The organism is Pseudomonas sp. H1_D04 (genome assembly GCF_054683855.1).
The window spans coordinates 2,234,342-2,260,176 of the sequence record NZ_CP162826.1; the positions used below are offsets into that span (position 1 = coordinate 2,234,342).

Sequence of the window (25,835 nt, forward strand, 5' to 3'; positions counted from 1 at the left end):
AACGTTTAATCCTCGGGGGGCATGTGCCCCCTTTTTTTTCGCCTTTAAAACGCCATCGCCCACTGGCCCGTCAGACCCTGGTTGCGGCTGTTGCTGCCAAATTCCGCGGTGTAGGCCAGGCCGACGCTGTGTTCGGCCGACAGCGTCAGGTCCAGGCCGGTGCGCAGCGCGAGGCTGTTGCGGTCAAGAGACGTGCCGCCGATGGTGAACTCACTGTTGAAGTCCTCGCGTTTTTCATGGACGAAGGACTGGCGCACGCGGCTGTCGACGTTGCCATACAGGTGTTTCCAACTGCTGCTCAGGTGCGGTTTGAGGATCATGCGGTTGCCCAGCGCGAAGTCTTGGGAGACTCGCACGCCGAAGGTATTGCTGAGGTTCTGCTGGGTTTGTGTGCCAACGTTCAGCGCGCCGTAGCCGCCTTTTTCCTCGAAACGATCACGCTGGTAGCGCTGGAAACCGACGGCGGCATAGGGCTCGGCACGCCAGCCGGCAGCGTCCAACTGATAGCCCAACTCGGCAAAAGCGTTCTGGCTGTGGGCCTTGTATTTGCTGCTGAGCTGCTCACGATAGTCGAGCAAGCCTAGATCGACCGAGCGTTTGTTCTGCCCGCGATGGCTGCTGTAAAGCGCACCGAGGCGCATCGAGAGCGGCCCGTCCTGACGTGCGGCGTAGGTGCCGAGGTGCCAGCTGTCCACTTCACCCTTGAAACCCTTGGTGCTCAAGTCGCTGCCGGACTTGCCGCCCACCACACCGATTCGCCACGCGTGGTCGATTGACCAGTCGGCGCCGAGCAGCACGCCTTGGGTGCTTTGGCTCAAGCCGGCACTGCCGTGTTGGGCGTCGAGCCTGCCGCCGCTGTCCAGGCCCTGTAGCCAAACTCGGCCTGTCTCGCGGGTGTCCATATCTAACTGACGTACTGCCGAGAGCAGGCTGGCGTTCAACTGCTTCAGGGCGTTTTGCGTGGCGGTGCCCAGATTGGCGTTTTGGCTGCCGGCCAGTTGCTCAAGCGCGGCCCCGACCTGGCCGGGCGCAAGGCTGGACAGGTACTGGCCGTAATCGTCCAGCTCGTCCTTGGCCTGTTCGCTGATTTCGTCCGACGCGTACAGTTCATCCACGGCAGCGTCGAGCACGCGGGCGACGTTCAGGCCGTTGCGACTCGTCGCCCGATCCGCGAAGTAGAAGTCATCTGGCCCTGGGACGGCCGGTTCGAACTGTCGGCTTTCATCGGGCATGACAATCCAATCAAGCCATTCGCTGTCCGGCTCCATATCGCCCCGTGCCTGCGCGTCTTGAGTACTCGCGACACCCAGCGACAGCATGATCGCCAGTGCGAGTTGTTTGTGTATGAACGGCATGTAGGCCCACCTCTTGATATTTGAGGCGGGGAATTTAGCGATGCTCAGGCGGGATAAATGTCAGGCGCAGTGCCGCTGGATTGCAGGAGACTTCCCAGGTCTTGTGCGATAAGGCGCGCGGTTTGCAGAGGGGGGGCGGGTGCGACGCCCGCTCTACTGACTTCACCCGCGCCGAACGTAGCCCTTACCAAAGTGACGTTCCATCCGCGCCTGGATCAATTCCAGGGCGAGGGACATCACCCAGTAGATGATTGCGGCGGTGGTGAGCATCTCGATGTAGCGATAGCTTGAGCGGCCGTAGGATTGCGCGAGGAACATCACTTCCCACACGCCCATCACCGAGATCAGGGACGAGTCCTTGAGCATCGAGATGAATTGGTTAGTCGCGGGCGGAACAATGGTGCGCATGGCTTGGGGCAGGGTGACGTGCCAGAAGATCGCGTTATCGCGCATGCCCAGCGCGAGGGCGGCTTCGCGTTGGCCGTGGGGCACGCCAAGGATGCCGGCGCGGAAGATTTCGCTCAGGTACGCGCCATAGTTCAGCGACAGTGCAATGATCCCAGCCGTGATCGCGCCGGGCACCAGGCCCAGTTGCGGCATGCCCAGATAGATCAGCAGGATCTGGATCAGCAACGGCGTGCCACGGAAGAACGAGGCGTAGAAGGTGGCGATGCCAAACGCCACCGCGCTGCTGGACAGGCGCCCCAGTGCCGTGACGAAGCCCAGCGCCGACGACACCAGAATCGAACACAGGCACAGGAACAGCGTTAACGCCGCGCCCTGCAGGAAACCATTGGGCGCCAGGTGCAGGCCGACCAGGTTGGGCAGCTTGTCGAGAATGATCGAGAACTTCAGGTCAAAGCTCAGGAAGAAGCTCGCAAACAGGGCGAACAGCGCCGCCCAGGTCAGGTAAAGCCGCGTGCGAAAACTCATCGGCTGATATCAGCGCCGATCCATTTTTGCGACAGCTTGCTCAAGGTGCCGTCCTGCTTGAGCTGGGCAAACACCTCACGCACTTTGCTGTCCCACGCGGCGTCGCCTTTTTCGATAGCTACCGAGTTGGGCTCCGAGTACAGCGGTTCGCCAGCAAGCTTGAAGCGTTTGTCCTGGGTCAGGCGAGGCTGTGCGGTCACCAGGTTGGTAAGGATCGCGTCCAGGCGCACGCCGGCGCCGAGACCGAGGTCCTGGAAGGCGACGTTGTCAGTGTCGTACGGCGCGATCTGCACCTCTTCGAACGGGTACTGCAGTTGTGTGTCTTCGGCGCCTTCGATCACCAGGTTCTTGTTCAGGTAGCTTTCATAGCTGGAGGCACTGGTGAGGCCGACTTTCTTGCCGCTCAAATCCTTGGCGGCGTGAATGCGGTCGTCCTTGGCATTGACCACGATCACGGCCGGCGAGGCGTAGTACTCCACCGGGAAGTCGAACACTTCGGCGCGGGCTTTGCTCGGGGTCATCGAGCAGATGCAAATATCGTAGCGCCCGCTCCAGCGGCCAGCGGCGATCACGTCCCACGATGGCGTTTCCAAACGCAGCTTCACACCCAATTTTTGCGCCACGGCCTTGGCCACATCGACGTCAAAACCATCCAGCTGGTTCTGGTCATTGAGAAACGAGAACGGCGGATAGCTTTCCATCAGCACGCCCACCAGCTCTTTTTTCTGTTCGATCCGGTCCAGGGTCGTACCGCCAAACGCCTGGGTGGAGGCAGCCAGTGTCATCAGGCCCAGGGCCAGCAGGGGTTTAAGTTTCACGAAGGACACCTTTAGAAAAAAGAGTTGGTATGAAGCGAATTGAACGTATTAAATAGTTATAAGAACGACTCTCATAGTGAGTTATTTTCATAAGCTTATGAGTAAAAAGCATATGGGCGCAGAAACAGTAATTCTCGATGGCGGCATGGGCCGTGAACTGCAGCGCCGTGGCGCGCCGTTTCGCCAGCCGGAGTGGTCGGCATTGGCGCTGAGCGAAGCGCCGCAGGCGGTGGAGGCTGTGCATGCGGCCTATATCGACAGCGGTGCCAACGTGATCACCAGCAACAGCTACGCGGTGGTGCCGTTTCATATCGGTGAAGCGCGGTTTGCTGCCGAAGGCCAGGCCTTGGCGGCGTTGGCCGGCGAATTGGCGCGTCGTGCGGTAACGGCGTCGGGCAAAAACGTGCGGGTGGCCGGTTCGCTGCCGCCGCTGTTTGGCTCCTATCGTCCGGACTTGTTTGAAGCACAGCGCGTGTCTGAGTTGCTCATCCCGCTGGTGCAGGGTCTCGCGCCTCACGTCGACTTGTGGCTGGCGGAAACCCAGAGTTCAATCGTCGAGGCGCGGGCGATTCATGCCGGCCTGCCTCAGGATGGCAAGCCGTTCTGGCTGTCGTTTACCTTGAAAGATGAAGACACTGACGACGTCCCGCGCCTGCGCTCCGGCGAGCCGGTGGCAGACGCGGCCGAAGTGGCGGCGCAGTTGGGTGTGCAAGTGTTGTTGTTCAATTGCAGCCAGCCGGAAGTGATTGGCGCGGCCATCGACGCGGCGCGTCAAACCTTCGAGCGTCTGGGCGTGTCGATCCAGATCGGCGCCTACGCCAATGCCTTCCCGCCGCAACCCAAGGAAGCCACGGCCAACGATGGCCTGGATCCGTTGCGCGAGGACCTCGATCCGCCGGGCTACCTGCATTGGGCCGCGGACTGGCAGAAACGCGGTGCCAGCCACCTGGGCGGTTGCTGCGGGATCGGGCCGGAGCACATTGCGGTGCTGGCCCAGAAGCTGAACTAAGGCTTAAGCCTGGCGGCACTGCGCCAGGCTTTTTACCTGACCTGAGGCGGTCTGGTTGGACTCCGACAACCACGCCTCAAACCCCGCGCCCACCGTCGGCCATTCCGAATCCAAAATCGAATACCACGCCGTATCCCGGTTCTGCCCCTTGACCACCATATGCTGGCGGAACACCCCCTCAAAACTGAACCCCAACCGCTCAGCCGCATATTTGGAGCGGGCGTTGCCGTTGTTGCACTTCCATTCCAGGCGGCGGTAGCCCTGCTCGAACGCGTATTTGGCCAAGAGGTACACCGCTTCGGTGCTTTTGGGTGAGCGCTGCATCGGCGCGCCGAAGGTGACATGCCCGATTTCTATGCGGCCTTGGGCCGGGACGATGGACATCAGGCTGAGGATGCCCTGCACCTGGCCGGTCGCGCGGTCGACGATGCTGAAGAAGTACGGGTCGGTATTGGCCGCGTGGTTGTTCAGCCACGCATCGAACGCGGCGCGCTCGGTAAACGGGCCGTACGGCAAGTAATCCCACAGCTTGGGGTCGGCGCCGGGGCCTTCGAGGGCTTGCCACAGTTGATCGGCGTGGCGCGCCGGGTCGAGTTTTTCCAGGTGGATAAAGCGCCCTTCGAGCAGTTGAGCGGTGGGCGCCGGGACGCCTTTCCAGTCGGCGAGGGAAGTAGACATGCTGCGCTCCTTAAAGACCTTTACGAAATTGAATGAAGCCAGGGCGTTCGGCGATGCGCTCGTAGAGTTGGATCGCGGTGGTGTTGGTCTCGTGGGTCAGCCAGTGCACCTTGCAGCAGCCGTCGGCCTTGGCAGTGGCGTAGACGAACTCGATCAGTTTACGGCCGACACCGGTGCCGCGTTGGGCAGGGTCCACCAGCAAATCCTGCAAATAGCAGGAGTTCTCGATGCTCCAATTAGATCGGTGATAGATGAAGTTGACCATGCCCACCGCCTTGCCGTCCTGCCAGGCCAGTGCCGAATGGGTCGGCTCGCTGGCGTCGATCAGGCGCTGCCAGGTGCTTTGGCTGACGGCGTCCGGCAGTTCGGTGTTGTAGAACGTCAAGTACGCCTGCCACAGCGGCAACCAGGCGGCGTGGTCGGCTGCGGTGACCTGGCGGATGTCGATCTGGCTCATTCTGAAACTCCTTGGGGAATAAAACGTGCGAGGGTCTGGTCGCGCACGTCCGCGCTGGCGGCGAGGCCGTCGCGCACGCCGGCGATGTCCGCCGCGCTGCGGTTCTGGCTGAGTTTGCGTTTGCCGATCAGGCGATCGATGGGCAATGCAAAGCCGACGATGGCCTTGAGCATGCCGTCGATGTAATCAGCGGGGGCGTCGCTGACTTTCCATGGTTGCGCACGGTTACCTTCGTGGCGGTCGGTGAGGGCGCTGACCAGCGCCAGCAGGCGCTCGGCATCGGTAAACACCTCGGCCTTGCCGTAGGCATGCACGGCGATGTAATTCCAGGTCGGCACCACTTTGCCGTGCTCGGCCTTGGCCGGGTAAAACGCCGGGCTGATATACGCGTCGGCGCCGGCAAAAATCAGCAGGGCGTCGTTGCCATTCTGTAAATCGCGCCACTGCGGATTGGCCTTGGCCAAGTGCCCGTAAAGCGTGCCGTTGGGGCCTTCATCGGGGTTGAGCAGCAGCGGCAAGTGGCTGGCTTGCAGGCCTTGCTCGCCAAAGGTCACCAGTTGCGCCAGGCGGGTGTGCTGGATCAATTGATGCAGTTCGGGTAAGTCGTCGAGGGCAAAGGCGCGAGGTGTGTACATGAATATTTTCCTTGGCGAATGCCAGCATCCTAGGCAGGCTAATGGTCCGTTGTAAGAGCCATCTACGGCCAATTTCATAGGTCCAATATGTCGCCGACTGCGCCGCCTCTGTCATTCAACCCCGCCGGTATCGAGCTGGATCGCGGCCGGGGCCTTACGCGCCAGCTCTATGAAGCCCTACGCCAGCGCGTACTCGATGGTCGCCTGATCAGCGGCACGCGCCTGCCGGCCAGCCGTGACCTGGCCGCCGCGCTGTCGATTTCGCGCAACAGCGTGGTACGTGCCTACGATCAGCTGTATGCCGAGGGGTTTATCGAAGGGCGTGTCGGCGATGGCACTTACGTCGCTCAACTGCCCTCGACGGAAAAACTATCCACAAAAGTATCCACAGGGTTACACACAGGCTTATCCCCAACCTTATCCACAAAATGGGAAAATTTGCCGGCGGATCTCGATGATGAAGTTATCCACAGACCGGCCCTGGGGCGACTGCAAAACCACTACCTGTCGCAGCCACCCGCAGGGCCGCCGAAGGCGTTTCGGGTCGGTGTGCCGGCTTTCGATCTGTTCCCGTTCGAGGTCTGGGCCAAGCTGAACGGGGCCTTCTGGCGCAAGCCGGACCTGCAACAGCTGTGCTATGGCGACCCCGCAGGCGATGGGCGTCTGCGCGGGCTGATCGCGGCATACCTGCGCAGTTCGCGGGGGATGCAATGTACGGCTGAGCAAATAGTGATCACCAGTGGTGCACAGCAGGCGATTAGCCTTTGTGCACAGTTGCTGGTGGAGCCCGGCGATGGCGTGGCCGTGGAAAACCCTGGCTATCGCGCCGCAGGCCATGCATTCGCCCTGGCCGGTGGGTGCCTGCATGGGGTGCCGGTGGACAGTGACGGCATCGACTGCCAGGCCCTCGATCAACTGGGCGACTGTCGCCTGGCGTACGTCACGCCTTCCCATCAATACCCTTTGGGCGTGGTGATGAGCCTGGCGCGGCGCTTGGAATTGCTGGCCTGGGCCGAGCGCCGAGGCGGCTGGATCGTCGAAGATGACTACGACGGCGAATACCGATACAGCGGCGCGCCCCTGTCACCGTTGGCCGCGCTGGACCGCAGTGGTCGCGTGCTCTACGTGGGCACCTTCGGCAAAGTCGCGTTTCCGGCGCTGCGCCTGGGTTATCTGGTGTTGCCGCCGGGTCTGGTGGACGCCTTCTCACGGCGCCGCGCGGTCGACATGCGCCACTCGGAAGTCAGCACTCAGGCAGTGATGGCCGAGTTCATGGCGGCGGGCCATTTTCAACGGCACATCCGCCGCATGCGCCGCGCAGCATTAAGCCGGCGCAATGCCTTGCTGGCCGGTTGGCCCAGCGGTCTGCCGGGGGTTGGCGAGTTGCCGAGCGTAGCGGCGGGGCTGCACATGACGGTGCGCGTGGACAGCTTGGCCCGCGAACAGCAACTGCTGGAGCAGGCCCGCTCGGCCGACGTTGAGGTCAATGGTCTGAGCAGCTACTGGCTGGCGCACTCCACCACACCGGCGGATCAACGCGCCGGCCTGGTATTGGGGTTTGCCGCCGTGCCTGAAGCCGCGATTGCCGACGCGCTGAAGCGTCTGCGCAAGGCCTGGGGCGCCGACAAGCAGTACGGTCAGCTGTCAAAAAACAGCGATTTGGCGAGTTTCGACCCGATCTGACTGCGGTAAATCGCGATCTGGTCGTGGTCGTTCAAGCCGGTGCGCTGCAGGCTTCCCCCTTGCTTCTGTTGTTCACGCGTCTTGAGGTGCCCGGCGATATATTCTTCGGCGGCCGCTTGCGCTGAGCTGTAGTGAAAGTGGGCATACCACAGCACGTTGTGGGTTTGATGGTCGCGTATTTCGTACTCGTCCAGAAAGTCTTTGCCCGGCCCTTTGAGGCGACGCCGGGTGCTGACCTTGGCAATTTCCACCAAACCCCGGTCAAACAGCCACTCCACCCGTGCCGCTGTGGGCGGTTGCTGCTTGGTCATGCTGATCCGGGTCGTGGTGCCCAGCTCGTACAGGCGCTGCGCCGCGTCGTTGAGCTGCTTGTTAGTGGAGGCTGCGGAAGGGCGATCGCTTTCGGTCAGATTACGTTGGGTCAACGCTTCTTCGATGCGGCTGACGGCACGCTCCAGGCGAGCGGCGTATTGGTGGAACATCTCCTCGATTTCGACCGGAATGCGCCCGGCCTTTTTTGAGTGGCCCAGGGTCCGCAAGGTCGCGGCAGGTTCGTCCTGAAGCAACTGGTCACCCTCGTTGAGGCTCACGTTCAGGTCTATTGCCTGGGGCGGTCGCGGTCCGGAAGGGCGGCTGTCGCGTTCGACCCACACCCCAGGCTCTTTCTCATGGAAGGTCGCAATGACTTTGCCCGTCAGCGGCGACTTTACATCCACCAGCCCTTCTTCGGCCGCGCGCGGTTCGCCGACCACCACGCCGTTGAAGCGTGTCTTGATGATCTTGCGCTTGGGGGGTGATGCGGTTTTCGAACTGCCGGGCTTGGGCTCCAACGCTTTGCTTTCCCTGAGCAACAGGGCCAGCTCGCGAACGACGTGCTGATTGAATTCGTTGATCTGCTTGCGCAGGGTTTCCAGGGGCTCGCGCTGTACCTGCTCGGGGTATTCGGCATGCAGGTCCAGCAGGCGCTGGTCAACGATGGAAAATTGATCGACCAGGCTGTTGAGCACGTCGATACGCTCCTCCAACGAGCGAATAGCCGTGTCGGCCAACGCCTCCGTGCAGCTCTGTATGTGAAGATCGGCGGCATCGACGATGGTGTCGAGCAGCTCGCGCGCAGTATCGAACGCTTCGCCGTCGCCCTCTTGGACGCACAGGTGACGGGCCAGGGTGACTTGAAACGCCTTCAAGTCCCGCAATTGAAGCTTGGGCAGGGCGTGCTGCGTGCTCTGAATGACCTTGTTGCCGTCGATGCCAAGCGTTTCCAGTTCATGAAAACGTGTCTCCACGTACTCCATGCGTCTGATCATTTCGCCCGTCATGTCCGACATGGCCCGGGCGGTTTGTGTCTTGGTCTTGGCATCAATGCCGGTGACCGACTCAAGGCTCGGGACGGAGCTTTCCAGGGTTTCACGGAACCGCGGTAAGCGTTGGTTGATGGCGGAGCGCGTCAACAGCAGTTGCTTGTGCAAATAGTCGATCATGGAGCTCTGGTAGTTGGGCACGTTATCGATAATGCCCAGTGACCTGAGTTGGCGGATCGGCACGTCGTAATCCAGGATTCGGGCGTCGACCTTGTCGATGAAGCTCTGGCGGCGCAATTCGGTGGAGGGGCCTGCTTCGTCGCCTATCGCCGTGTGTGCGCCGGCGATTTCCGACTGCCTGCTGCGCTCATTGGCGTCGAATTCGTCGAGCTGCCTGCGCAGGTCGCCGATTCGAGACGTATTGCGGATTTGCACGGCCTTGCGCCGGTTTTTGAAGCCACCACCGCGCAGGCGCAGGCGTGTGTCCACAAACCATTGGCCCGCCTTGTTGTTGAGTAGCATGGGGCCCATTCGCGAGGGATTGCCTGGGTCGATGATGACCACGTTATCCGCTTCGTCTACGTTGACTTCGAACCAGCGCGTGCCGACCACGGCGTACCATTTCTGGGCGTTCGGGTAGAGGTGCAGATAGATACCAGGCTCTGTGACCTGAGGTTCCAGGCCCGCGGGCCTCTCGATTTTGAAGCTGTCCAGCGTGGCCTCCAGGCTTGGACGGTCGGCGGGGATGGCGCCGCGAATGTTCAGCAGGCCCTGGTGCCGACTCGGCAGCTCGGTGCCCGTTACGTTGTCCAGCCGGGCCACGGAGGTTTTGCTGGGCGGCGGCTCGATTGTTTCGGCGGGTTCGACCGCTGACGATTCTGTTTTCAGCCTGGTTTCTTCGCTGGGTTTTTCGACCGGCGCGTGACGCAAGGCCCCGTGCAGCGCCAGGGCCATGCCAAGGTTGAGTAACAGGTCGACCTGGGCTATCCAGGCGCCTTCGGGGTCCGCTTCGGGGTTGTCCTGCTGGGCGATGTCCTGCAAGTCATCCATGATCTGCCAGATCCAGGCGGCGATACCGGCCGTGCGCCCCAGGAACGGCAACGTCGCATTGAAGATTTGCCAGCCTGCCTGGCGCAAGGTTGCCCAGCGTTTTTGCGCATTGGAGACTGACTGGCGGCCCGCCAGTTCGACCATGGCCTCGGCATTGGCTTTGAACAGTGCGGCCAGCGGGGCTGCGCCAAGCACCTGGTCGCTCAAGGTAATGGAGCCGCTCATGTACACCATGACCTGCGGCTCGACCAGCCCTCGAATGACCGTCCATGGCGATGGCCATTTATCGGGGAATACATACTGCGCGTAGTTGAAGCGCGCCGCCTCTGGCAGCCAGGCCAGCACCGAGTCGCGAAGTGGACGCGTGTGTTTGATGGCGTAGATCAGGTTTTGCCGTGACGGATACTGCAGCAGCGTTGGTTCCAGCGAGGGACGGTACAGCAGGCACGGGCCCGCGGCGGCGTCTTTGGCGCCGATCACGAACATATTGGCAACCACATCCTGATCATTGCCGGGGCGCAAGGTCGGTAAGAATGCCAAGGGGCGAATGACAATCTCCTGCCCGTCGACGAGTCGCCCGTGGTCTTCGTCCTGCATTACGGCAGCGACGTAGCGCGCACCGAGTTCATCGACCCCGTGCTGTTGGCGAATCTTGAGTTGCAGTGCCAGCAAAGGCAGCTGTACGCGCAAATGGTTGATGTAGAGCGTTTGTCTGCCCTTGGCCTGAACCGTATCTTCCAGCAGCGTGCGCTTGATCAGCGCCGGGTAGTGCTGGCCGATATCGATGTTTTCAATCACGCTCTTCAGGTAGGTGTAAGACAGCCACGGGGGAGCTGCGCTGCCGTTATAGACCACGCGGGGTTGGCCGGTCGGCAGGCCTGTGAGGTTTTCCAGGGCTAGGTCGATCAGGTTACGGCGTGTGATGTCCGGCGCCGTGGGCACGATGAACGTGCTTCCCCAGACAACCGGGCTTTCGATGTGAACTTCGATCTTGTCGACGTTGATGTTTGCACCTTGGGCGTGCGCACGAATCTGGCTCTGCAACTGATCGCGGGTGTATTCGCGGATCGGCGCAATATCGTCATTGAAGGACGCGCCCTTCTGGAGGGTATGCAACTCGGCAAGATCGATCAGGCGCCGACTGTAGGTGGAAATATCCAAGTCCGAGGCGTGGGCCAGCCAGTCGGGCAACCGCTCATGGATGTCACGGATATTGGATAGCGAGTGATCGCTCAAGTCCTCGACCACCGGCAGGACGTTGGCAACCGCGACCAAGGGGCTGGCATCGGCGTCCACGTTGATCGCTTTGCGGTCGTCTTTGTCAATCGAGCCTATTGCGTCGAGTTGCAACGCAATCAGTGCGCCGGCCAGGCTGTCGAAGAAATTGCCCGGCGGTTCGTACAGCCGCCACTGCAGGCTTAGCTCATTGTTCCGTGCGTTCATTCGGTCGGGCAGTTGTTCTCCGAATTGCTCCAGCGAGTCGAATTTCTCGTAGCCGTTGACCAGTGAGTAAACCAGGACCCGCTGGCCCTGCTCATGCTCGCCAATCACTACGGCGATGTCCATGAGGGCGGTGTGAGCGGTCTGGCTGTCTTGCAGCGCATCGACGTCGATCAGGTAGGCGTGAGTGTTGTAGCTGTCCTGGGCAGAGCGTGTGGCTCGCTCCGGAAAAAGGAACAGCGACCTGGCTATGGCGCAATCATGTTCATCCCAGCCCTCTTGCGCCGTGACATTCCATACTTTGCGCAGGGATTGTGAGAACACTTTCCAGCGGTGCCCGCTCCTGCCATCGGAGGCATTCCAGTAATTGAGGTACTGCTCCTGGAAGGCAGACAGCATCAGTTCTGAAAGCTCATTGATCATGCGCGCAATGGCATCGATTTTTACCGGTAAATGCACCGGTGGCCGGGCGTCGGGTTGCAGTGTCAGGAAGTGTTCGCCATCGAGGTAGATCACCGGCTTCGGGTTCAGCATCTGGCTTGCCAGCACCGAAGTGAGCGACATGGCATAGGCCGGGGCGGATAGGACTTGATCATCGACGACGCGCCAATTCGGCGTGACGACCATGGCCAGGTCCGGGTCGATGGCCAGGGTTGGATACAGCTCCTTGAGCGCCGAGCGCAGGGTCACGGCGGCCACCTCCCGGCTGTTCGGGCCGGAGGTCAGTTGAGTCAGTAGCTCATAGGTAGTAGGGGGTCGATTGTGGCTGGTGGCCGACGGATGATCAGGAAGCGTTGCTTCAGGCATAGGCAAGTCCTTTGCAGAAATGAAGGGCGCGTGAGCGTGGGTGGCTCGGGGCCCTTTCTTGGGAAGTACGGCGCCGGGGTGCGGCGCCGTTGCAGAGGACAACGGTAGTGAGGGGAGGATTGGCGCGGGCGGTAATTACTTAGCCTGAGTCCTGTGTGAGGGGCGGTCAGGTCCCCGATTTGATCTTGGTCCAGGCCCGGGTCCTGGCGCGTTCAGCTTTACTGTCCAACGGCTTCAAGGTGTACAACGTCGCCATCGCCGCCTCGGTCGGGTACAGGTTAGGGTTATTGCGGATGGTCGGGTCGACCCGTTCGGTGGCGTCCTTGTTCGGGTTGGGGTAGCCGACGAAATCGCTGATCGGCGCAATCACCTCAGGTTGCAGCAGGTAGTTGATGAAGGCGTAGGCGTCCTGCGGGTTCTTTGCGCCCTTGGGAATGGCGAGCATGTCGAACCAGATCGGCGCGCCTTCCTTGGGCAGGCGCATGTCCACGGTCACGCCGTTCCTGGCCTCCTTGGCGCGGTTGGCAGCCTGGGAGAAGCTGCCGGAATAACCGACGGCCACACAGATGTCGCCATTGGCGATATCGGCCATGTATTTGGAGGAGTGGAAGTAGGTGATGTACGGGCGGATTTTAAGCAGCAGGGCCTCGGCTTTCTCATAGTCCTTCGGGTTATTGCTGTTGGGGTCCAGGCCCAGGTACTGCAAGGCCAGCGGCAGGATTTCCGATGGCGAATCCAGCAGGGCGACGCCGCACTGCTTGAGCTTGCTGATGTTCTCTTCCTTGAAGATCAGGTCCCAGCTGTTCACGGAAGCGTTGTCGCCCAGCACGGCCTTGACCTTGGCCGGATTGAAGCCAATCAGGATGGTGCCGTACATGTAGGGCACGGCGAATTTATTACCGGGGTCATTGGCCTCGATCAGCTTCATCAGCTTGGGGTCGAGGTGGTTCCAGTTTGGTAACTGGCTGCGGTCCAGGGGCTGGAACACGCCGGCTTCAATCTGCTTGGCCAGGAACACGTTGGACGGCACCACCACGTCATAGCCGGAGTTGCCGGTGAGTAGCTTGGCTTCCAGGGCTTCATTGGTGTCGAAGATGTCGTAGACCAGTTTGATCTGAGGGTTCTGACCCTTGAAGTCTTCCAGCGCCTTGGGGGTGATGTAGTCGAACCAGTTGTAGACCCGCAGGGTTCTTTCTTCGGCGTGGACGGCGCTGCTTAATACGGCGACGCACAACGCAAGCGACTTGAGCATGTTCATTGGATTGACCCCCTCAAAACCTTCGAGAACGTTGACGGCATTGATGCCGATTTCTTCCACCGCGTAGCCGCCTTCCATGACGAACAGCGTGGGCTTGCCCAGCCGGGCGATACGCGCACCCATCGCCAGGTAATCCGGGCTGTCGAGCTTGAACTGCGAGATGGGGTCGTCCTTGAACGTGTCTACCCCCAGGGACACCACGATGATGTCGGCGCCATAGCGCTCGATTTGCGCGCAGGCCTGATCCAGCGCGGCGCTCCAGGTATCCCAGCCGGCACCGGCCGGCAGCGGGTAATTGAAATTGAAGCCCTTACCGGCGCCGTCGCCCAGCTCATCGGCATAGCCGAGGAAGAATGGAAACTCGGCTTCCGGATGTCCGTGGATCGAGGTGAACAGCACGTCACTGCGGTCATAGAAAATCGATTGGGTGCCGTTGCCATGGTGGTAATCCACATCAAGGATCGCGACCTTGGCATGGCCTTGATCGAGAAAGGCCTGGGCGGCAATTGCAGCGTTATTGAGGTAGCAATAGCCGCCCATCAAGTCGCCTGCAGCGTGGTGCCCCGGTGGGCGGCAGAGGGCAAAGGCACTTTGAGCACCTTGTTGAATCGCTTGTTGCGCGGTCAGCGCCACCTGCGCTGCGCTATAGGCCGCTTGCCAGGTGCCGGCGGTGATCGGCGCGCCGCCGTCGAAGCTGTAATAGCCCAATTGACCGTGCAGGCTGGTGGGCAGCACGCGGCGCAAGGTGCGGGCTGGCCACGTGTAGGGCAGCAGGTCGCCGTCCTGGCCGAACTCAACCCAGCGTGCCCAGGCCCCTTTGAAAAAATCCAGGTAGGCGTGGCTGTGGATGCGTTGCAGCGGTGCCAATCCAAAGTCCTCGGGGGCTCGCACCGGCCCCAGATCACGGTCCTTGACCCGTTGCAGTACGTGATCAGCACGGGAGGGCATTTCGAAACAGGGCATCAGTTGCCCGTCCATCAGTTCGCATCGACCGTGGTGCAGATGGTGATCGTCCGAGTAGATCGTCAGCATAGTGGTGTACTCGCAGGCGTTTGGCGGTGTCTTGCAGTGTTGCCTCGCCGACGCGGCAAGAGAACGGCAGGAGCGGCCAAAAGGGGATGAATATGGCCAAAGACACTGTCCGTATTCACCCCGCCTGGACGTGGGGATCAGGGGCGGAACTGGCTTGGCGCGACTCCGCTCCAGCGCACAAAGGCATGACGGAAGCTGGCGGTCTCACTGAAACCCAGGTGCTCGGCAATGCGGTGGATGGGCATTGCATCGTTGGCCAGCCATTGCTTGGCCTGCTCGAAGCGTAGTTCGTCGAGCAACTCCTGATAGCTGCTGCCCAAGTCATGCAGGTGCCGGCGCAAGGTGCGTGGCGAGCAATTCAACTGCTCCGCCAGTTTATCCAGCCCTGGCGCGGCCGGCAGTTGCGCCGCCAGCAGTTGACGCACGCGGCCCAGCCAGGCCTGGCGTCCGGTGAACTCGGTGTTTTGTTTGCGGCAGCGCTCGGTCATGGCGCGATGGGTGACGGCGTCGGCCAAGGGCAGCGGTTGATCGAGCCACTGGCGGTCGAAGGCAAAGGCGTTGCTGGTGGCGTTGAATTCCAGCGGGCAGGCGAAGCGCTCTTCGTAACGCGCCTGGTAGGTTGGCGCCGGGTATTCAAAACGCGCACCCAGCAGAGGGAGCGGGCGACCGAGCAAGTCGTCGCAGATGACGTTGAGTGAGGCTAGGCACAACTCAATATTGAACGCGGCCAGCGCAGGGTCTTCACGGTAATCGCGGGCGGTGAACCAGACGCGTTGGCCGTCCTCCTCAAGGCTCAGCTCGAAAAGTGTTCCCAACAGCGCCGGGTAGCGCAGGGCCAGGCGCAAAGCGTCACCGAAGGTGGCACTGGTGAGCAGCGCATAGCCCAACAGGCCGTAGGACGACACGCGCATGCGCTGGCCCAGTTCCAGGCCGATGGCTTGGCGCAGGGCCACCGCGTTGGCGCACACCTGCATTTCCTGGCGCGTGGTGATGCGTGTATCGGCGTGGTTCAGGTCCGCAGCTGCAATACCGCTGCCGGCCGACAGCACCTCAGGGCTGATGCCCTGGGCGCTGAAAGCCTCAAGCACCAGCGAAACGGCGTTGAGGGTGGTCAGGTGCGAGTGCAGCATGGGGATGATCCCGGCCAATGAATACTTGAACCGAGCAATTCCCATGCCGTGCGCCGCCGGGATCGTGGCGGGAGTGACGCTCTACCGGATCGCTTGAGTCGGATCTCAAGCCAACTCGGCGCACAGGTCCAGTTCGACCAGGCGGCGAATCTCGGCGTTGGCCAGGCCTGCGCCGATCAACGCATTGAGCTTGCCGAACGCGGCCTCGCGGGTCATGCCGCCACCGGACAGCACGCCCACGCCGCGCAGGCGGCTGCCGGCTTCATACACATCCAGCTCCACGCCACCTTCATGGCATTGGGTGATTGCGACCACGACCACGCCCTGATCCTGCGCGCGCTGGAGGCTGGCGAGGAACGTCGGGTTGTCGCTGGGCCCGGTGCCGCTGCCATAGCATTCAAGCAGCAGCGCCTGGATGCCGCTGTCGACCAGTGCATCCAACTGCGCGGCGGCGATGCCCGGCACCAGCGGCAACACGCCGACGTTGGCCACGGCCTTGGGCTGGCGATAATCCAGGGCGGCGGGCAGTGCTTCGGCCTTGGCCGCGCCACCGTTACGCTGCAGCGCGGCGAAGGGGTTGCGACCAAAGCTGCGCACTTTCGCGCAGCGGGTCGGCGCCATCAGCGCACCGTGGAAAAACAGGTGCACGCCGGCGTTCAGGCCTTCGCCCAGCGCCGTCAACGCGCCGCTGACGTTTTCCCAGGCATCGCTGTCAGGCACGCCGGCCGGCAGCATCGAGCCGGTAAACACCACCGGCGCCGGCAAACCCAACAGTTGGAAACTCATGGCCGCTGCGCTGTAGGCCAGGGTGTCGGTGCCGTGCAGGATCAACACCGCATCGCAGCCCTCGTCCACGGCCTCGACCACGGCACTGCGCAGGCGCTGCCAGTAAGCGGGGGTCATGTTGGCACTGTCGATCAGCGGCGCCATTTCGCGAAAGCGCCAGGCTGGCAATGGCGCGTCGGCCAGTTGCTCGCGCATGCGCGCTTCGAAGCCGGACGCGGGCGCCAGGCCATTCGCGCTGGCCTGCATGCCAATGGTGCCGCCGGTGTAGAGCACCATCACGTTGTTAGCTGGTTGCATGAACAAATCTCCTGAACGAAAAACGCCGCCGGGCCCAGAGCATGCCCAAGGCCAGGCGGCGTGTCATCTATCTAGCTGCGCTCAGCGTTGTACTTGAGCGTTCAGTTCAGCCGATGGGGCCGCGTCCGGTTTTGCCGGGTTGGCCGGCCAGGCCTTGCGGTCCAGATCCAGGTCCGGGAATTGGCTGGAATCGAACACCGGGGTCTTGATGCCCGCAGCGCGTTGGCGGTCGTAGTCGTCCAGCACACGCATGGCGATCTTGAACAGGAACGCCAGGGCGAACAGGTTGACGAAGGCGAGCATGGTCATGGTGATGTCGGCGAAGGCGAATACGGTGCCCAGGTTCTCGATCGAGCCCCAGAAAATCAGCACCAGCACCAGCGCGCGATAACCCATCAGCACCTTACGGTTGTTGCCCACCAGGAAGCGCAGGTTGCTCTCGCCGAGGTAGTAGTTGTACATGATCGAGGTGAACACGAACAAAGCCAGGGCCACCGAGATGAACATGCGGCCCCAGTCACCGACCACAGCGGCCAGGGAGTTCTGGGTCAGGGCAATGCCGTCGCCTTCAAAGCCTGGGGTGTAGAAACCGGAGAGCAGGATCAGCAGCGCGGTGCAGGTGCAGATCACGAAAGTGTCGAGGAAAACGCTGAACGCCTGGACCACGCCTTGGGCGATCGGGTGTTCTACGGAGGCCACCGCTGCCACGTTAGGCGCACTGCCCAGACCAGCTTCGTTGGCGAACACGCCGCGTTTCACGCCCATGATGATCGCGCTGCCTACCAGGCCACCGAAGGCTTGGTCGAGGCCGAAAGCGCTCTTGACGATGGTCGCGAGCATGGCCGGCACGTGGTCGAATTGCAGCACGATCACGTACAGGGTCACGGCGATGTACACCAGGGTTTTGACCGGGACCAGCAGGTCGGCGATGGACGCGATGCGCTTGATCCCGCCGATGAACACCAGGCCCAGCAGCACCGCCAGCGCGAGGCCGGTGTAGGTGGTGTCGAGGCCGAAAGCGTTGTTCAGCGAGTGAGTCACGGCATGGGCTTGCAGGCCGTTGAAGGCGAAGCCAAAGGTCACCAGCAGCAGGAACGCCATGACCATACCCAGCCAGCGCTTCTGCAAACCGTGCTGGATGTAATAAGCCGGGCCGCCACGGTAGGTGCCCTCTGCGTCGGTGCGCTTGTACAGCTGGCCGAGGGAGCATTCGATGAAGCTCGACGACATACCCACCAGCGCGGTGACCCACATCCAGAACACGGCACCCGGGCCGCCGAGGGTTACGGCAATACCGACACCGGCGATGTTACCGGCACCCACGCGACCGGCGAGGCTGAGCATCAGCGCCTGGAACGAGCTGAGTTGGCCGGAGCTGCTCTTCAAGCTGTCTTTGAACACCGAGAACATGTGGAAAAAGTGACGCAATTGAACGAAACGCGAGCGGATCGTGAAATAACCGCCGAGCCCGACAATGAGCACGATCAGTACTTTCCCTGAGAGGAAGTCGTTGATGACTTCGAGCATGGAGTGTTCCTCGCTGATTTTTCTAATGGCAAACGCAGGACGGTCCGACACGTCGCATGGCACCAGGCAGTGCGCGACAGTTCGACCCCAATCCTTTTGCGGGTGTTGTTATTCATGCGGTTTCGCGCTGTACCGGGCCTCGTTACCGACGGCCGCAGACGCGAGAGGGGCGGCACTATACCTAGGAGTACGTGATACGTCTGCACGGGCCGATTAAAGGTTTCAGCGCCGCTGATTCGGGCAAGGCGGGTTTGCAGGGCGATATTGGAATTTTTATGGGCTTCATTTCACAACCTTGAGGCAAAAAAAGGGCCTGAAGAACGAGCCTTCAGGCCCTCAAAAGGTGAGAGGTGTCTAGTCCCTCAACCTGGTGAGCGGTGCAACAAACGCTTAGGCCTTCAACGGGACCAAACGTGGAGCGATCATGTTTTCGGGGCGCAGGATGTCGTCGAGCATGGCGTCGTCGAGCAAGCCTTCTTCGCGCACCAGTTCCAGCACTCCGCGGCCGCTTTCGAGGGCGATACGCGCAATGCGGGTGGCGTTTTCATAGCCGATGTACGGGTTCAGCGCGGTGACCAGGCCGATGGAATGTTCCACCAGTTCGCGGCAGCGTGCTTCGTTGGCGGTGATACCGACGATGCAGTGCTCGCGCAGCATGTCCATGGCGCGTTGCAGCAGGCGGATCGAATCGAAGATCTTGAAAGCGATCAGCGGCTCCATCACGTTCAACTGCAGTTGGCCGCCTTCGGCTGCCATGGTCAGGGCCAGGTCGTTGCCGATGACTTGGAACGCTACCTGGTTCACGGCTTCCGGGATGACCGGGTTGACCTTGCCGGGCATGATCGAGCTGCCTGGCTGACGCGCTGGCAGGTTGATCTCATTGATCCCTGTGCGTGGGCCGCTGGACAGCAGGCGCAGGTCGTTGCAGATCTTCGACAGCTTCACGGCGGTACGCTTGAGCATGCCGGAGAACAGCACGAAGGCGCCCATGTCGGAGGTGGCTTCGATCAGGTCGGCAGCCGGTACCAGCGGTTGGCCGCTGATGGTGGCCAGGCGTTGCACGGCCAGGGCCTGGTAACGCGGGTCGGCGTTGATGCCGGTGCCGATGGCGGTGCCGCCCAGGTTCACTTCGGTCAGCAGCTCTGGCGCCAGGGTTTTCAGGCGTGCCAGGTCTTCGCTGAGGGTGGTGGCGAAGGCGCGGAATTCCTGGCCGAGGGTCATCGGCACGGCGTCTTGCAATTGGGTGCGGCCCATTTTCAGCACGTGGCCGAACTCGACGCCTTTGGCGGCGAAGGCTTGGATCAGGCTGTCGAGGCTGGCCAGCAGCGCGTCATGGCCCAGCAGCAGACCCAGACGGATCGCGGTCGGGTAGGCGTCGTTGGTCGACTGCGCCATGTTCACGTCGTTGTTGGGGTGCAGGTATTGATATTCGCCCTTCTGGTGACCCATGGCCTCCAGCGCGATGTTGGCGATGACTTCGTTGGCATTCATGTTGGTTGAAGTGCCGGCGCCGCCTTGAATCATGTCCACCACGAACTCTTCGTGGAAATCGCCGCGGATCAGACGGGCACAGGCTTCGCTGATGGCAGCGTGCTTGGCTTCGCTAAGCTGACCCAACTCGCGGTTGGCATCAGCGGCTGCTTGCTTGACCATTGCCAGGCCGACCACCAATTTCGGGTAATGCGAAATCGGAACGCCCGAGAGGCGGAAGTTATTCACCGCTCGCAGGGTCTGGATGCCGTAATACGCTTGGGCGGGTACTTCGAGTACGCCAAGCAGGTCTTTTTCTGTGCGGAATGATGCAGCGGAGGACATGACGGAAATCATCTCAATATGGACCCGGAACAGGCCGGAACGCTGCGAATGCTAGGCCTGTAGGAAAATTTGGGCCAATGCTGTTAAGCACTGGCCTATGCATAAACGGCATAATGCAGATGTGACCCGGCTATCATGGCGGGCGTGTGTGCCAAAATGGTGCGTACCCGTGGGAGGCAGTGATGAACCTTGAGAGCAAATGGCTGGAAGACTTCAGCGCCTTGGCGGCGACGCGCAGCTTTTCCCAGGCGGCGGAGCGGCGCTTTGTCACTCAGCCAGCGTTCAGCCGACGTATCCGTAGCCTTGAGGCCGCGTTGGGCCTGACCCTGGTCAATCGCTCACGCACACCGGTGGAATTGACGGCAGCGGGGCAGCTGTTTCTGGTCACCGCGCGCACCGTGGTCGAACAGCTCGGCGAGGTCCTGCGCCATTTGCATCACTTGGAAGGCGGGCAGGGCGAAGTCATGCAAGTGGCCGCCGCCCACTCCCTGGCGCTGGGCTTCTTCCCGCGCTGGATCGCGCAGTTGCGCAACGAAGGTTTGAACATTGCCACCCGCCTGGTCGCCACCAACGTCGGCGACGCCGTGCACGCCCTGCGCGAAGGCGGTTGCGACCTGATGCTGGCGTTCTACGATCCGGACGCGGCGATGCAGATGGACGCCGAAATCTTCCCTTCACTGCACCTGGGTAACACCGAAATGCTCCCGGTGTGCGCGGCCGATGCTGATGGCAAGCCGCTGTTCGATCTGGAAGGCGAGGGCAGCGTGCCGTTGCTGGCCTACAGCGCCGGCGCGTTCCTTGGTCGTTCGGTGCACTTGCTGCTGCGCCAGCGCGCGCTGCGTTTTACCACCGTTTACGAAACCGCCATGGCCGACAGTCTCAAGAGCATGGCCCTGGAAGGCCTGGGCATTGCCTGGGTGCCGCAGTTGAGCGTTCGTGCCGAACTTGCCCGAGGCGAACTGGTGGTCTGCGGCGGACCGCAATGGCATGTGCCGCTGGAAATTCGGCTGTATCGCTGCGCGTTGGTGCGCAAGGCGAATGTGCGGTTGTTGTGGCGCAAGTTGGAAGGTGGCGCGGCGCAGAACACCTGAGCCCGATCTCGGACCGAATGCAGGGCAAATGTGGGAGGGGGCTTGCCCCCGATAGCGGTGTATCAGTGACAGATAAGTGCCTGGCACACCGCCATCGGGAGCAAGCCCCCTCCCACAGTATTTCGCGGTGTATGGGACTGACTCTTAAGTCAATAAAACCGCCGGTTTGCCCCGCTAGACAGATGGTCATCCGAGGGGCTGTTTATCTGGATTATTACGGTATACTGCGCGGCCTTCGGCCGGTCCAACCGGCCAAAATTCGTACAACAAGCCACGCCGGATTTCCCGCGTGGCTTGTTGTTTTTTGACGCGCCTGCGGGCGCCCAGAGAGAAGAGGCACGACGATGAGTGCATTGGTTGGCGTGATCATGGGCTCCAAGTCCGATTGGTCCACCCTTAGCCACACCGCCGATATGCTGGAAAAACTCGGCATTCCGTATGAAGTGAAAGTGGTCTCTGCCCACCGCACCCCGGATTTGCTGTTCCAGTATGCCGATGAAGCAGAATCCCGTGGCATCGAGGTGATCATCGCCGGTGCCGGCGGCGCAGCGCACCTGCCGGGCATGTGTGCAGCCAAGACTCACCTGCCAGTGCTTGGCGTACCGGTGCAGTCGGCAATGCTCTCGGGCGTCGATTCGCTGTTGTCCATCGTGCAGATGCCGGCGGGTATCCCGGTGGCCACCCTGGCCATCGGCAAGGCCGGCGCGATCAACGCAGCCCTGCTGTCCGCCAGTATCCTGGGCGCCAAGCACCCGCAGTTCCACGCGGTGCTGAAAAAATTCCGTGCTGAGCAGACAGACAGCGTGCTGGACAATCCAGACCCACGTATCGCCTGAGGTTGTTGACGATGAAAATCGGTGTAATCGGTGGCGGCCAACTGGGCCGTATGCTGGCCTTGGCGGGCACCCCGCTGGGGATGAACTTCGCTTTCCTGGACCCTGCGCCGGACGCCTGTGCGGCGGCCTTGGGTGAACACCTGCGCGCTGACTACAGCGACCCGGACCACCTGCGCCAACTGGCCGATGAAGTCGACCTGGTGACTTTCGAGTTCGAAAGCGTCCCGGCTGAAACCGTGGCCTTCCTGTCCCAGTTCGTGCCGGTGTATCCGAGCGCCGAAGCCCTACGCATCGCTCGCGATCGTTGGTTCGAAAAGAGCATGTTCAAGGACCTGGGGATTCCGACTCCAGCCTTCGCCGATATCCAATCGCAGGCAGACCTGGACGCCGCCGTCGCCAGCATCGGCCTGCCAGCCGTGCTGAAAACCCGCACCCTGGGTTACGACGGCAAGGGCCAGAAAGTCCTGCGCACTGCAGATGATGTGGTGGGCACCTTCGCCGAGCTGGGCAGCGTCGCCTGCCTGCTGGAAGGCTTCGTGCCGTTCACCGGTGAAGTCTCGCTGATCGCCGTGCGTGCCCGTGATGGTGAGACCCGCTTCTATCCGTTGGTGCACAACACCCACGACAGCGGCATCCTCAAGCTGTCCGTGGCCAGCACCGACCACCCGTTGCAGGCCCTGGCCGAAGACTATTCCAGCCGTGTGCTCAAGCAGCTGGATTATGTTGGCGTGATGGCGTTCGAGTTCTTTGAAGTCGACGGCGGCCTCAAAGCCAACGAAATCGCCCCTCGCGTGCACAACTCCGGGCATTGGACCACCGAAGGCGCCGAGTGCAGCCAGTTCGAAAACCACCTGCGGGCGGTGGCGGGCTTGCCACTGGGCTCCACGGCCAAGGTCGGCGAGAGCGCCATGCTCAACTTCATTGGCGTTGTGCCGCCGGTGGAAAAAGTCATCGCCATCGATGACTGCCACCTGCATCACTACGGCAAGGCCTTCAAGGCCGGGCGCAAGGTCGGCCACGCCAACCTGCGCTGCAAGGACCGTGCGACACTGCAAGCGCAGATCCTTAAGGTTGAAGCGCTGATCGCTGAGCAATAAGCCTGGTGACGGCGGGAACCATTGGTTGCCGCCGTCTCTCTGATTGCAGGATGGCAAAGCCTGACTAGGCTTTGGCATGACTCACATTCAATCAGAGGGAAATGCCATGGGCATCATCGGAACCATCTTTATCGGCTTTATCGTCGGCCTGCTGGCGCGTTTCCTCAAGCCCGGCGACGACAGCATGGGCTGGATCATGACTATCCTGCTGGGTATCGCCGGCTCCCTGGCCGCGACCTACGGTGGTCAGGCACTGGGTATCTACCAGGCTGGCCAAGGTGCAGGCTTCCTTGGTGCGTTGGTCGGTGCCATTGTGCTGCTGGTGATCTACGGCCTGATCAAAAAGAAGTAATCCGCCGACAAAGTCCTCTGCGCTGCGCAGGCGCAGAGGGCTAGAATGCTCGGCACTTGTACTTGCCGAGCCTCTCCATGCGCCGTCTTCTGTTGACTCTCCTCCTGCTGGGCTCTGGCCTGGCGCACGCCGGCGAATTGCCGGAAACCGACTGGCTCGACCTGATGCCGCTGTCGGACCAAAAGGCTCTCGAAGCCATGCCCGAGATCGATCACAACTCCCCGGAAGCCCAAGGCACCTTTACCGATAAGGGCGGCCTCAAGCAGAGCAAAGGCTTGCCGGCGGTGATGTATTCCACCAAGACCGTGGCTGCGATGAACGGCAAGGACATCCGCATCGGCGGCTACCCGGTGCCGTTGGAAACCGATGCCAAGGGCCGCAGTACGTTGTTCTTCCTGGTGCCGTATCCAGGCGCGTGCATTCACGTCCCACCACCGCCGCCTAACCAGCTGGTGCTGGTGCGTTATCCCAAAGGGTTGAAGCTGGATGATATCTACACGCCGCTTTGGGTTACGGGTACGTTGAAGGTAGAGAAGGTGAATAACGACCTGGCGGATGCGGCGTATGCGCTGGATGCGGGCAAGGTGCGGGTGGTGAAGGAGTCAGATCTCTAAAACCCGGCGCATAACAATGTGGGAGGGGGTTTGCTCCCGATAGCGGCTATCAGCAACAAATCTGCTGACTGACACTCTGCTATCGGGAGCAAGCCCCCTCCCACATTTTCGATTGGGTTTACAGGGCGATAGAGGTGATGCTCACGCCCAGTGTGTGGCTTTTACCTGGGGCCAAGCTCACCACATCATCCAGCACATTCGCCGTCTCGATGCACAGCATGCCCTGCCAGCCATCGTCGGCCATGTCGTCGAAGGCCTTGGCGCGTTCGGTCCAGGGGTTCCAGATCACGGTCGATTTCGAGCCTTCACTGGTGAGTTGGATTTGGCGCTGCCAGTCTCTGTCGACAATGCTCAACTGCGCGGGCGTATCGAGGTAAATGCGGTCGGTTTCGGCACTGAAGTGCAGCAGGCCGGATTGCTTCTTCTCGCTCCAGCCATCGGCGGTATCGATGTACGCCGAGCCGTCCAGGCCGTCGACCTGCACGTTGCGCACATCGCTCACGGCGAAGTAGGTGTGCAGCGCCTGGCTCAGGGTTACGGTGTCGGTGCCACGGTTATGGCTGGTCAGGCGGATGTGCAGTTGATCGTTTAGCAGCAGACTCAAGGTCAGGTCGACCTGATGGGGCCAGCCGGGAAAGCCGCCTGCAGGAACAGGTAGTTCCAGGTCCACCCGCAGCGTTTCACCTTCAAGTGTTGTCCCGGCCAATGCCCAGGTCGCGGTACGCACGAAACCGTGAGCGCCCGCAGGTTGATCACTTTGGCGCATCGCCTTCACGCTCTGCGGGTTGCGGTCGAACACCCCGAACCATGGCCAGCACACCGGTACGCCAGTGCGGATGCCTTTGCCTTGCTTGAATACCGCTTCAGGGTTCGGCCAGATCAGCGGCTGCTCGCCCTCACGCCCGTAACTGAAGATATGCGCGCCCTGCTGGGCAATCATCAGTTCAGCGCCGTTGTGGCGGATACGCCAGCAGTCCAGCTCGTCGATTTTCACGGTTTCAACGTGGGGCGTAGGCATACACAGCACTCTCAATGGCAGGCAATGGGGCAATTGACCGTCAAAACCCGGCGAGGTTTAACGCGCGCGCGACGGCACTGAGCGCGTGCGGCCGCTGCCATCGATAGCGACGAATACAAACACCGCCTCGGTCACCTTGCGCCATTCGCTAGACAGTGGGTCGTCGCTCCACACTTCGACCATCATCTGGATCGAGCTGCGGCCGATTTCCAGGGCCTGGGTATAGAAGGACAACTGCGCGCCCACGGCCACCGGCACCAGGAACGCCATGCGATCAATCGCCACGGTAGCCACGCGACCGCCCGCAACCTTGCTGGCCATGGCGGTACCGGCCAAGTCCATCTGCGCGACCAGCCAGCCGCCGAAGATATCGCCAAAGCCATTGGTTTCACGCGGGAGCGCGGTGATTTGCAGGGCGAGATCGCCTTGCGGGATAGGATCTTCTTGTTCGAGTTCGATCATGCCGTGGGGCCTCTGACCCGTGACGCTTTTATAGGTGGAGCAGGGTGGATAGCCGACTGTTAGAAAAACGTTTCAGCACAAACATACTCCGTTCGATACGTTTCTCGTAAGGCGTACTAAAGGGAAACTCTGCCAAATCGGCTGGATGGCACCCAACGACGTTTTGGCACAGCAGCCCCTCAAGGCTGCGGGTCTTGCGCTCGCAAGGGCCGAGTATATCGAGACCCTGGCGCCACGACGACCTCCCGGCGTTCATTTGGTCGGTAAATAGACGCTGTATCGCGGCTTTTATGCACAACTGTTCTCCTGGCGCTGTGCTTTTACAAGCGATTTGCTATCTTGCCAGACCCGCCG

The 25,835-nt window shown here is 61.5% G+C and carries 21 protein-coding genes and 1 pseudogene; 7 read left to right on the plus strand and 15 right to left on the minus strand.

The window, feature by feature from the left end:
- Positions 1–44: 44 nt before the first annotated feature.
- The 3 genes from AB4N82_RS10185 to AB4N82_RS10195 form a co-directional block, all read right to left on the minus strand.
- Entirely contained in the window at positions 45–1,355 is a 1,311-nt protein-coding gene (locus tag AB4N82_RS10185) for an autotransporter outer membrane beta-barrel domain-containing protein (protein ID WP_122763994.1), read from the minus strand.
- Positions 1,356–1,517: 162 nt separating this feature from the next.
- Positions 1,518–2,288, minus strand: a complete 771-nt coding sequence (locus tag AB4N82_RS10190) for an amino acid ABC transporter permease (RefSeq protein ID WP_032884479.1) — start codon at positions 2,286–2,288, stop codon at positions 1,518–1,520.
- Positions 2,285–3,106, minus strand: coding sequence for an ABC transporter substrate-binding protein (locus tag AB4N82_RS10195; protein WP_032884478.1), 822 nt, complete (start codon positions 3,104–3,106; stop codon positions 2,285–2,287). The genes AB4N82_RS10190 and AB4N82_RS10195 overlap by 4 nt, the downstream gene beginning before the upstream one ends.
- Positions 3,107–3,218: 112 nt before the next feature.
- On the opposite strand from AB4N82_RS10195, the gene AB4N82_RS10200 reads away from it, so the two are divergent.
- Entirely contained in the window at positions 3,219–4,115 is an 897-nt protein-coding gene (locus AB4N82_RS10200) for a homocysteine S-methyltransferase family protein (protein ID WP_122763993.1), read from the plus strand.
- A gap of 3 nt (positions 4,116–4,118) precedes the next feature.
- On the opposite strand, the gene AB4N82_RS10205 is transcribed toward AB4N82_RS10200, so the two are convergent.
- The 3 genes from AB4N82_RS10205 to AB4N82_RS10215 are packed head-to-tail and all read right to left on the minus strand — an operon-like array spanning position 4,119 to position 5,885.
- Entirely contained in the window at positions 4,119–4,793 is a 675-nt protein-coding gene (locus AB4N82_RS10205) for a GNAT family N-acetyltransferase (protein ID WP_032884476.1), read from the minus strand.
- 10 nt (positions 4,794–4,803) lie between these two features.
- A complete protein-coding gene (locus AB4N82_RS10210; protein ID WP_122763992.1) occupies positions 4,804–5,250 on the minus strand; it encodes a GNAT family N-acetyltransferase in 447 nt (148 codons plus the stop codon).
- Positions 5,247–5,885: an FMN-binding negative transcriptional regulator gene (locus AB4N82_RS10215; protein ID WP_122754173.1), complete on the minus strand. Its 639-nt coding sequence runs from the start codon at positions 5,883–5,885 to the stop codon at positions 5,247–5,249. The genes AB4N82_RS10210 and AB4N82_RS10215 overlap by 4 nt, the downstream gene beginning before the upstream one ends.
- Positions 5,886–5,972: 87 nt before the next feature.
- Here AB4N82_RS10215 and pdxR point away from each other — a divergent pair, with 87 nt between their 5' ends.
- The gene (gene pdxR, locus AB4N82_RS10220; protein WP_122763991.1) at positions 5,973–7,568 is read left to right on the plus strand and encodes a MocR-like pyridoxine biosynthesis transcription factor PdxR; all 1,596 of its coding nucleotides are present in this window, start codon (positions 5,973–5,975) and stop codon (positions 7,566–7,568) included.
- On the opposite strand, the gene AB4N82_RS10225 is transcribed toward pdxR, so the two are convergent.
- The 7 genes and pseudogenes from AB4N82_RS10225 to aspA all read right to left on the minus strand — a co-directional run bounded on the left by AB4N82_RS10225 (position 7,523) and on the right by aspA (position 20,011).
- On the minus strand, positions 7,523–12,166 hold the full coding sequence (locus tag AB4N82_RS10225) for a dermonecrotic toxin domain-containing protein (protein WP_122763990.1): 4,644 nt from the start codon (positions 12,164–12,166) through the stop codon (positions 7,523–7,525). The genes pdxR and AB4N82_RS10225 overlap by 46 nt on opposite strands.
- A gap of 166 nt (positions 12,167–12,332) precedes the next feature.
- The gene (locus tag AB4N82_RS10230; RefSeq protein WP_122763989.1) at positions 12,333–13,424 is read right to left on the minus strand and encodes a polyamine ABC transporter substrate-binding protein; all 1,092 of its coding nucleotides are present in this window, start codon (positions 13,422–13,424) and stop codon (positions 12,333–12,335) included.
- A gap of 9 nt (positions 13,425–13,433) precedes the next feature.
- A pseudogene (locus AB4N82_RS10235) lies at positions 13,434–14,456 on the minus strand (histone deacetylase family protein); the annotation flags it as partial.
- A 137-nt stretch (positions 14,457–14,593) separates the two neighbouring features.
- The gene (locus AB4N82_RS10240; protein ID WP_122763987.1) at positions 14,594–15,586 is read right to left on the minus strand and encodes an AraC family transcriptional regulator; all 993 of its coding nucleotides are present in this window, start codon (positions 15,584–15,586) and stop codon (positions 14,594–14,596) included.
- Positions 15,587–15,691: 105 nt separating this feature from the next.
- Positions 15,692–16,669 (minus strand): asparaginase, encoded by a 978-nt coding sequence (locus AB4N82_RS10245; protein ID WP_122763986.1) that lies wholly within the window; start codon positions 16,667–16,669, stop codon positions 15,692–15,694.
- Between the two features lie 81 nt (positions 16,670–16,750).
- Positions 16,751–18,196, minus strand: coding sequence for an alanine/glycine:cation symporter family protein (locus AB4N82_RS10250; protein ID WP_095185233.1), 1,446 nt, complete (start codon positions 18,194–18,196; stop codon positions 16,751–16,753).
- Positions 18,197–18,586: 390 nt separating this feature from the next.
- A complete protein-coding gene (gene aspA, locus AB4N82_RS10255; protein WP_032884466.1) occupies positions 18,587–20,011 on the minus strand; it encodes an aspartate ammonia-lyase in 1,425 nt (474 codons plus the stop codon).
- 182 nt (positions 20,012–20,193) lie between these two features.
- On the opposite strand from aspA, the gene AB4N82_RS10260 reads away from it, so the two are divergent.
- The 5 genes from AB4N82_RS10260 (at position 20,194) to AB4N82_RS10280 (ending at position 24,001) form a co-directional block, all read left to right on the plus strand.
- Positions 20,194–21,102, plus strand: a complete 909-nt coding sequence (locus AB4N82_RS10260) for a LysR substrate-binding domain-containing protein (protein WP_010566930.1) — start codon at positions 20,194–20,196, stop codon at positions 21,100–21,102.
- Between the two features lie 344 nt (positions 21,103–21,446).
- Positions 21,447–21,938: a 5-(carboxyamino)imidazole ribonucleotide mutase gene (gene purE / locus AB4N82_RS10265; protein ID WP_003176980.1), complete on the plus strand. Its 492-nt coding sequence runs from the start codon at positions 21,447–21,449 to the stop codon at positions 21,936–21,938.
- Between the two features lie 11 nt (positions 21,939–21,949).
- Positions 21,950–23,035, plus strand: coding sequence for a 5-(carboxyamino)imidazole ribonucleotide synthase (locus tag AB4N82_RS10270; protein ID WP_095185232.1), 1,086 nt, complete (start codon positions 21,950–21,952; stop codon positions 23,033–23,035).
- A gap of 106 nt (positions 23,036–23,141) precedes the next feature.
- Positions 23,142–23,387 carry a GlsB/YeaQ/YmgE family stress response membrane protein gene (locus AB4N82_RS10275; RefSeq protein ID WP_032884464.1) on the plus strand — a complete coding sequence of 82 codons (246 nt, stop codon included), beginning with the start codon at positions 23,142–23,144 and terminating at the stop codon, positions 23,385–23,387.
- Between the two features lie 77 nt (positions 23,388–23,464).
- The gene (locus AB4N82_RS10280; RefSeq protein ID WP_032884463.1) at positions 23,465–24,001 is read left to right on the plus strand and encodes a DUF3299 domain-containing protein; all 537 of its coding nucleotides are present in this window, start codon (positions 23,465–23,467) and stop codon (positions 23,999–24,001) included.
- Positions 24,002–24,119: 118 nt separating this feature from the next.
- Here AB4N82_RS10280 and AB4N82_RS10285 read toward each other — a convergent pair whose 3' ends face one another.
- Positions 24,120–25,019: a D-hexose-6-phosphate mutarotase gene (locus AB4N82_RS10285; RefSeq protein WP_122763985.1), complete on the minus strand. Its 900-nt coding sequence runs from the start codon at positions 25,017–25,019 to the stop codon at positions 24,120–24,122.
- Between the two features lie 57 nt (positions 25,020–25,076).
- Positions 25,077–25,481: an acyl-CoA thioesterase gene (locus AB4N82_RS10290; RefSeq protein WP_003176975.1), complete on the minus strand. Its 405-nt coding sequence runs from the start codon at positions 25,479–25,481 to the stop codon at positions 25,077–25,079.
- Between the last annotated feature and the right edge of the window lie 354 nt (positions 25,482–25,835).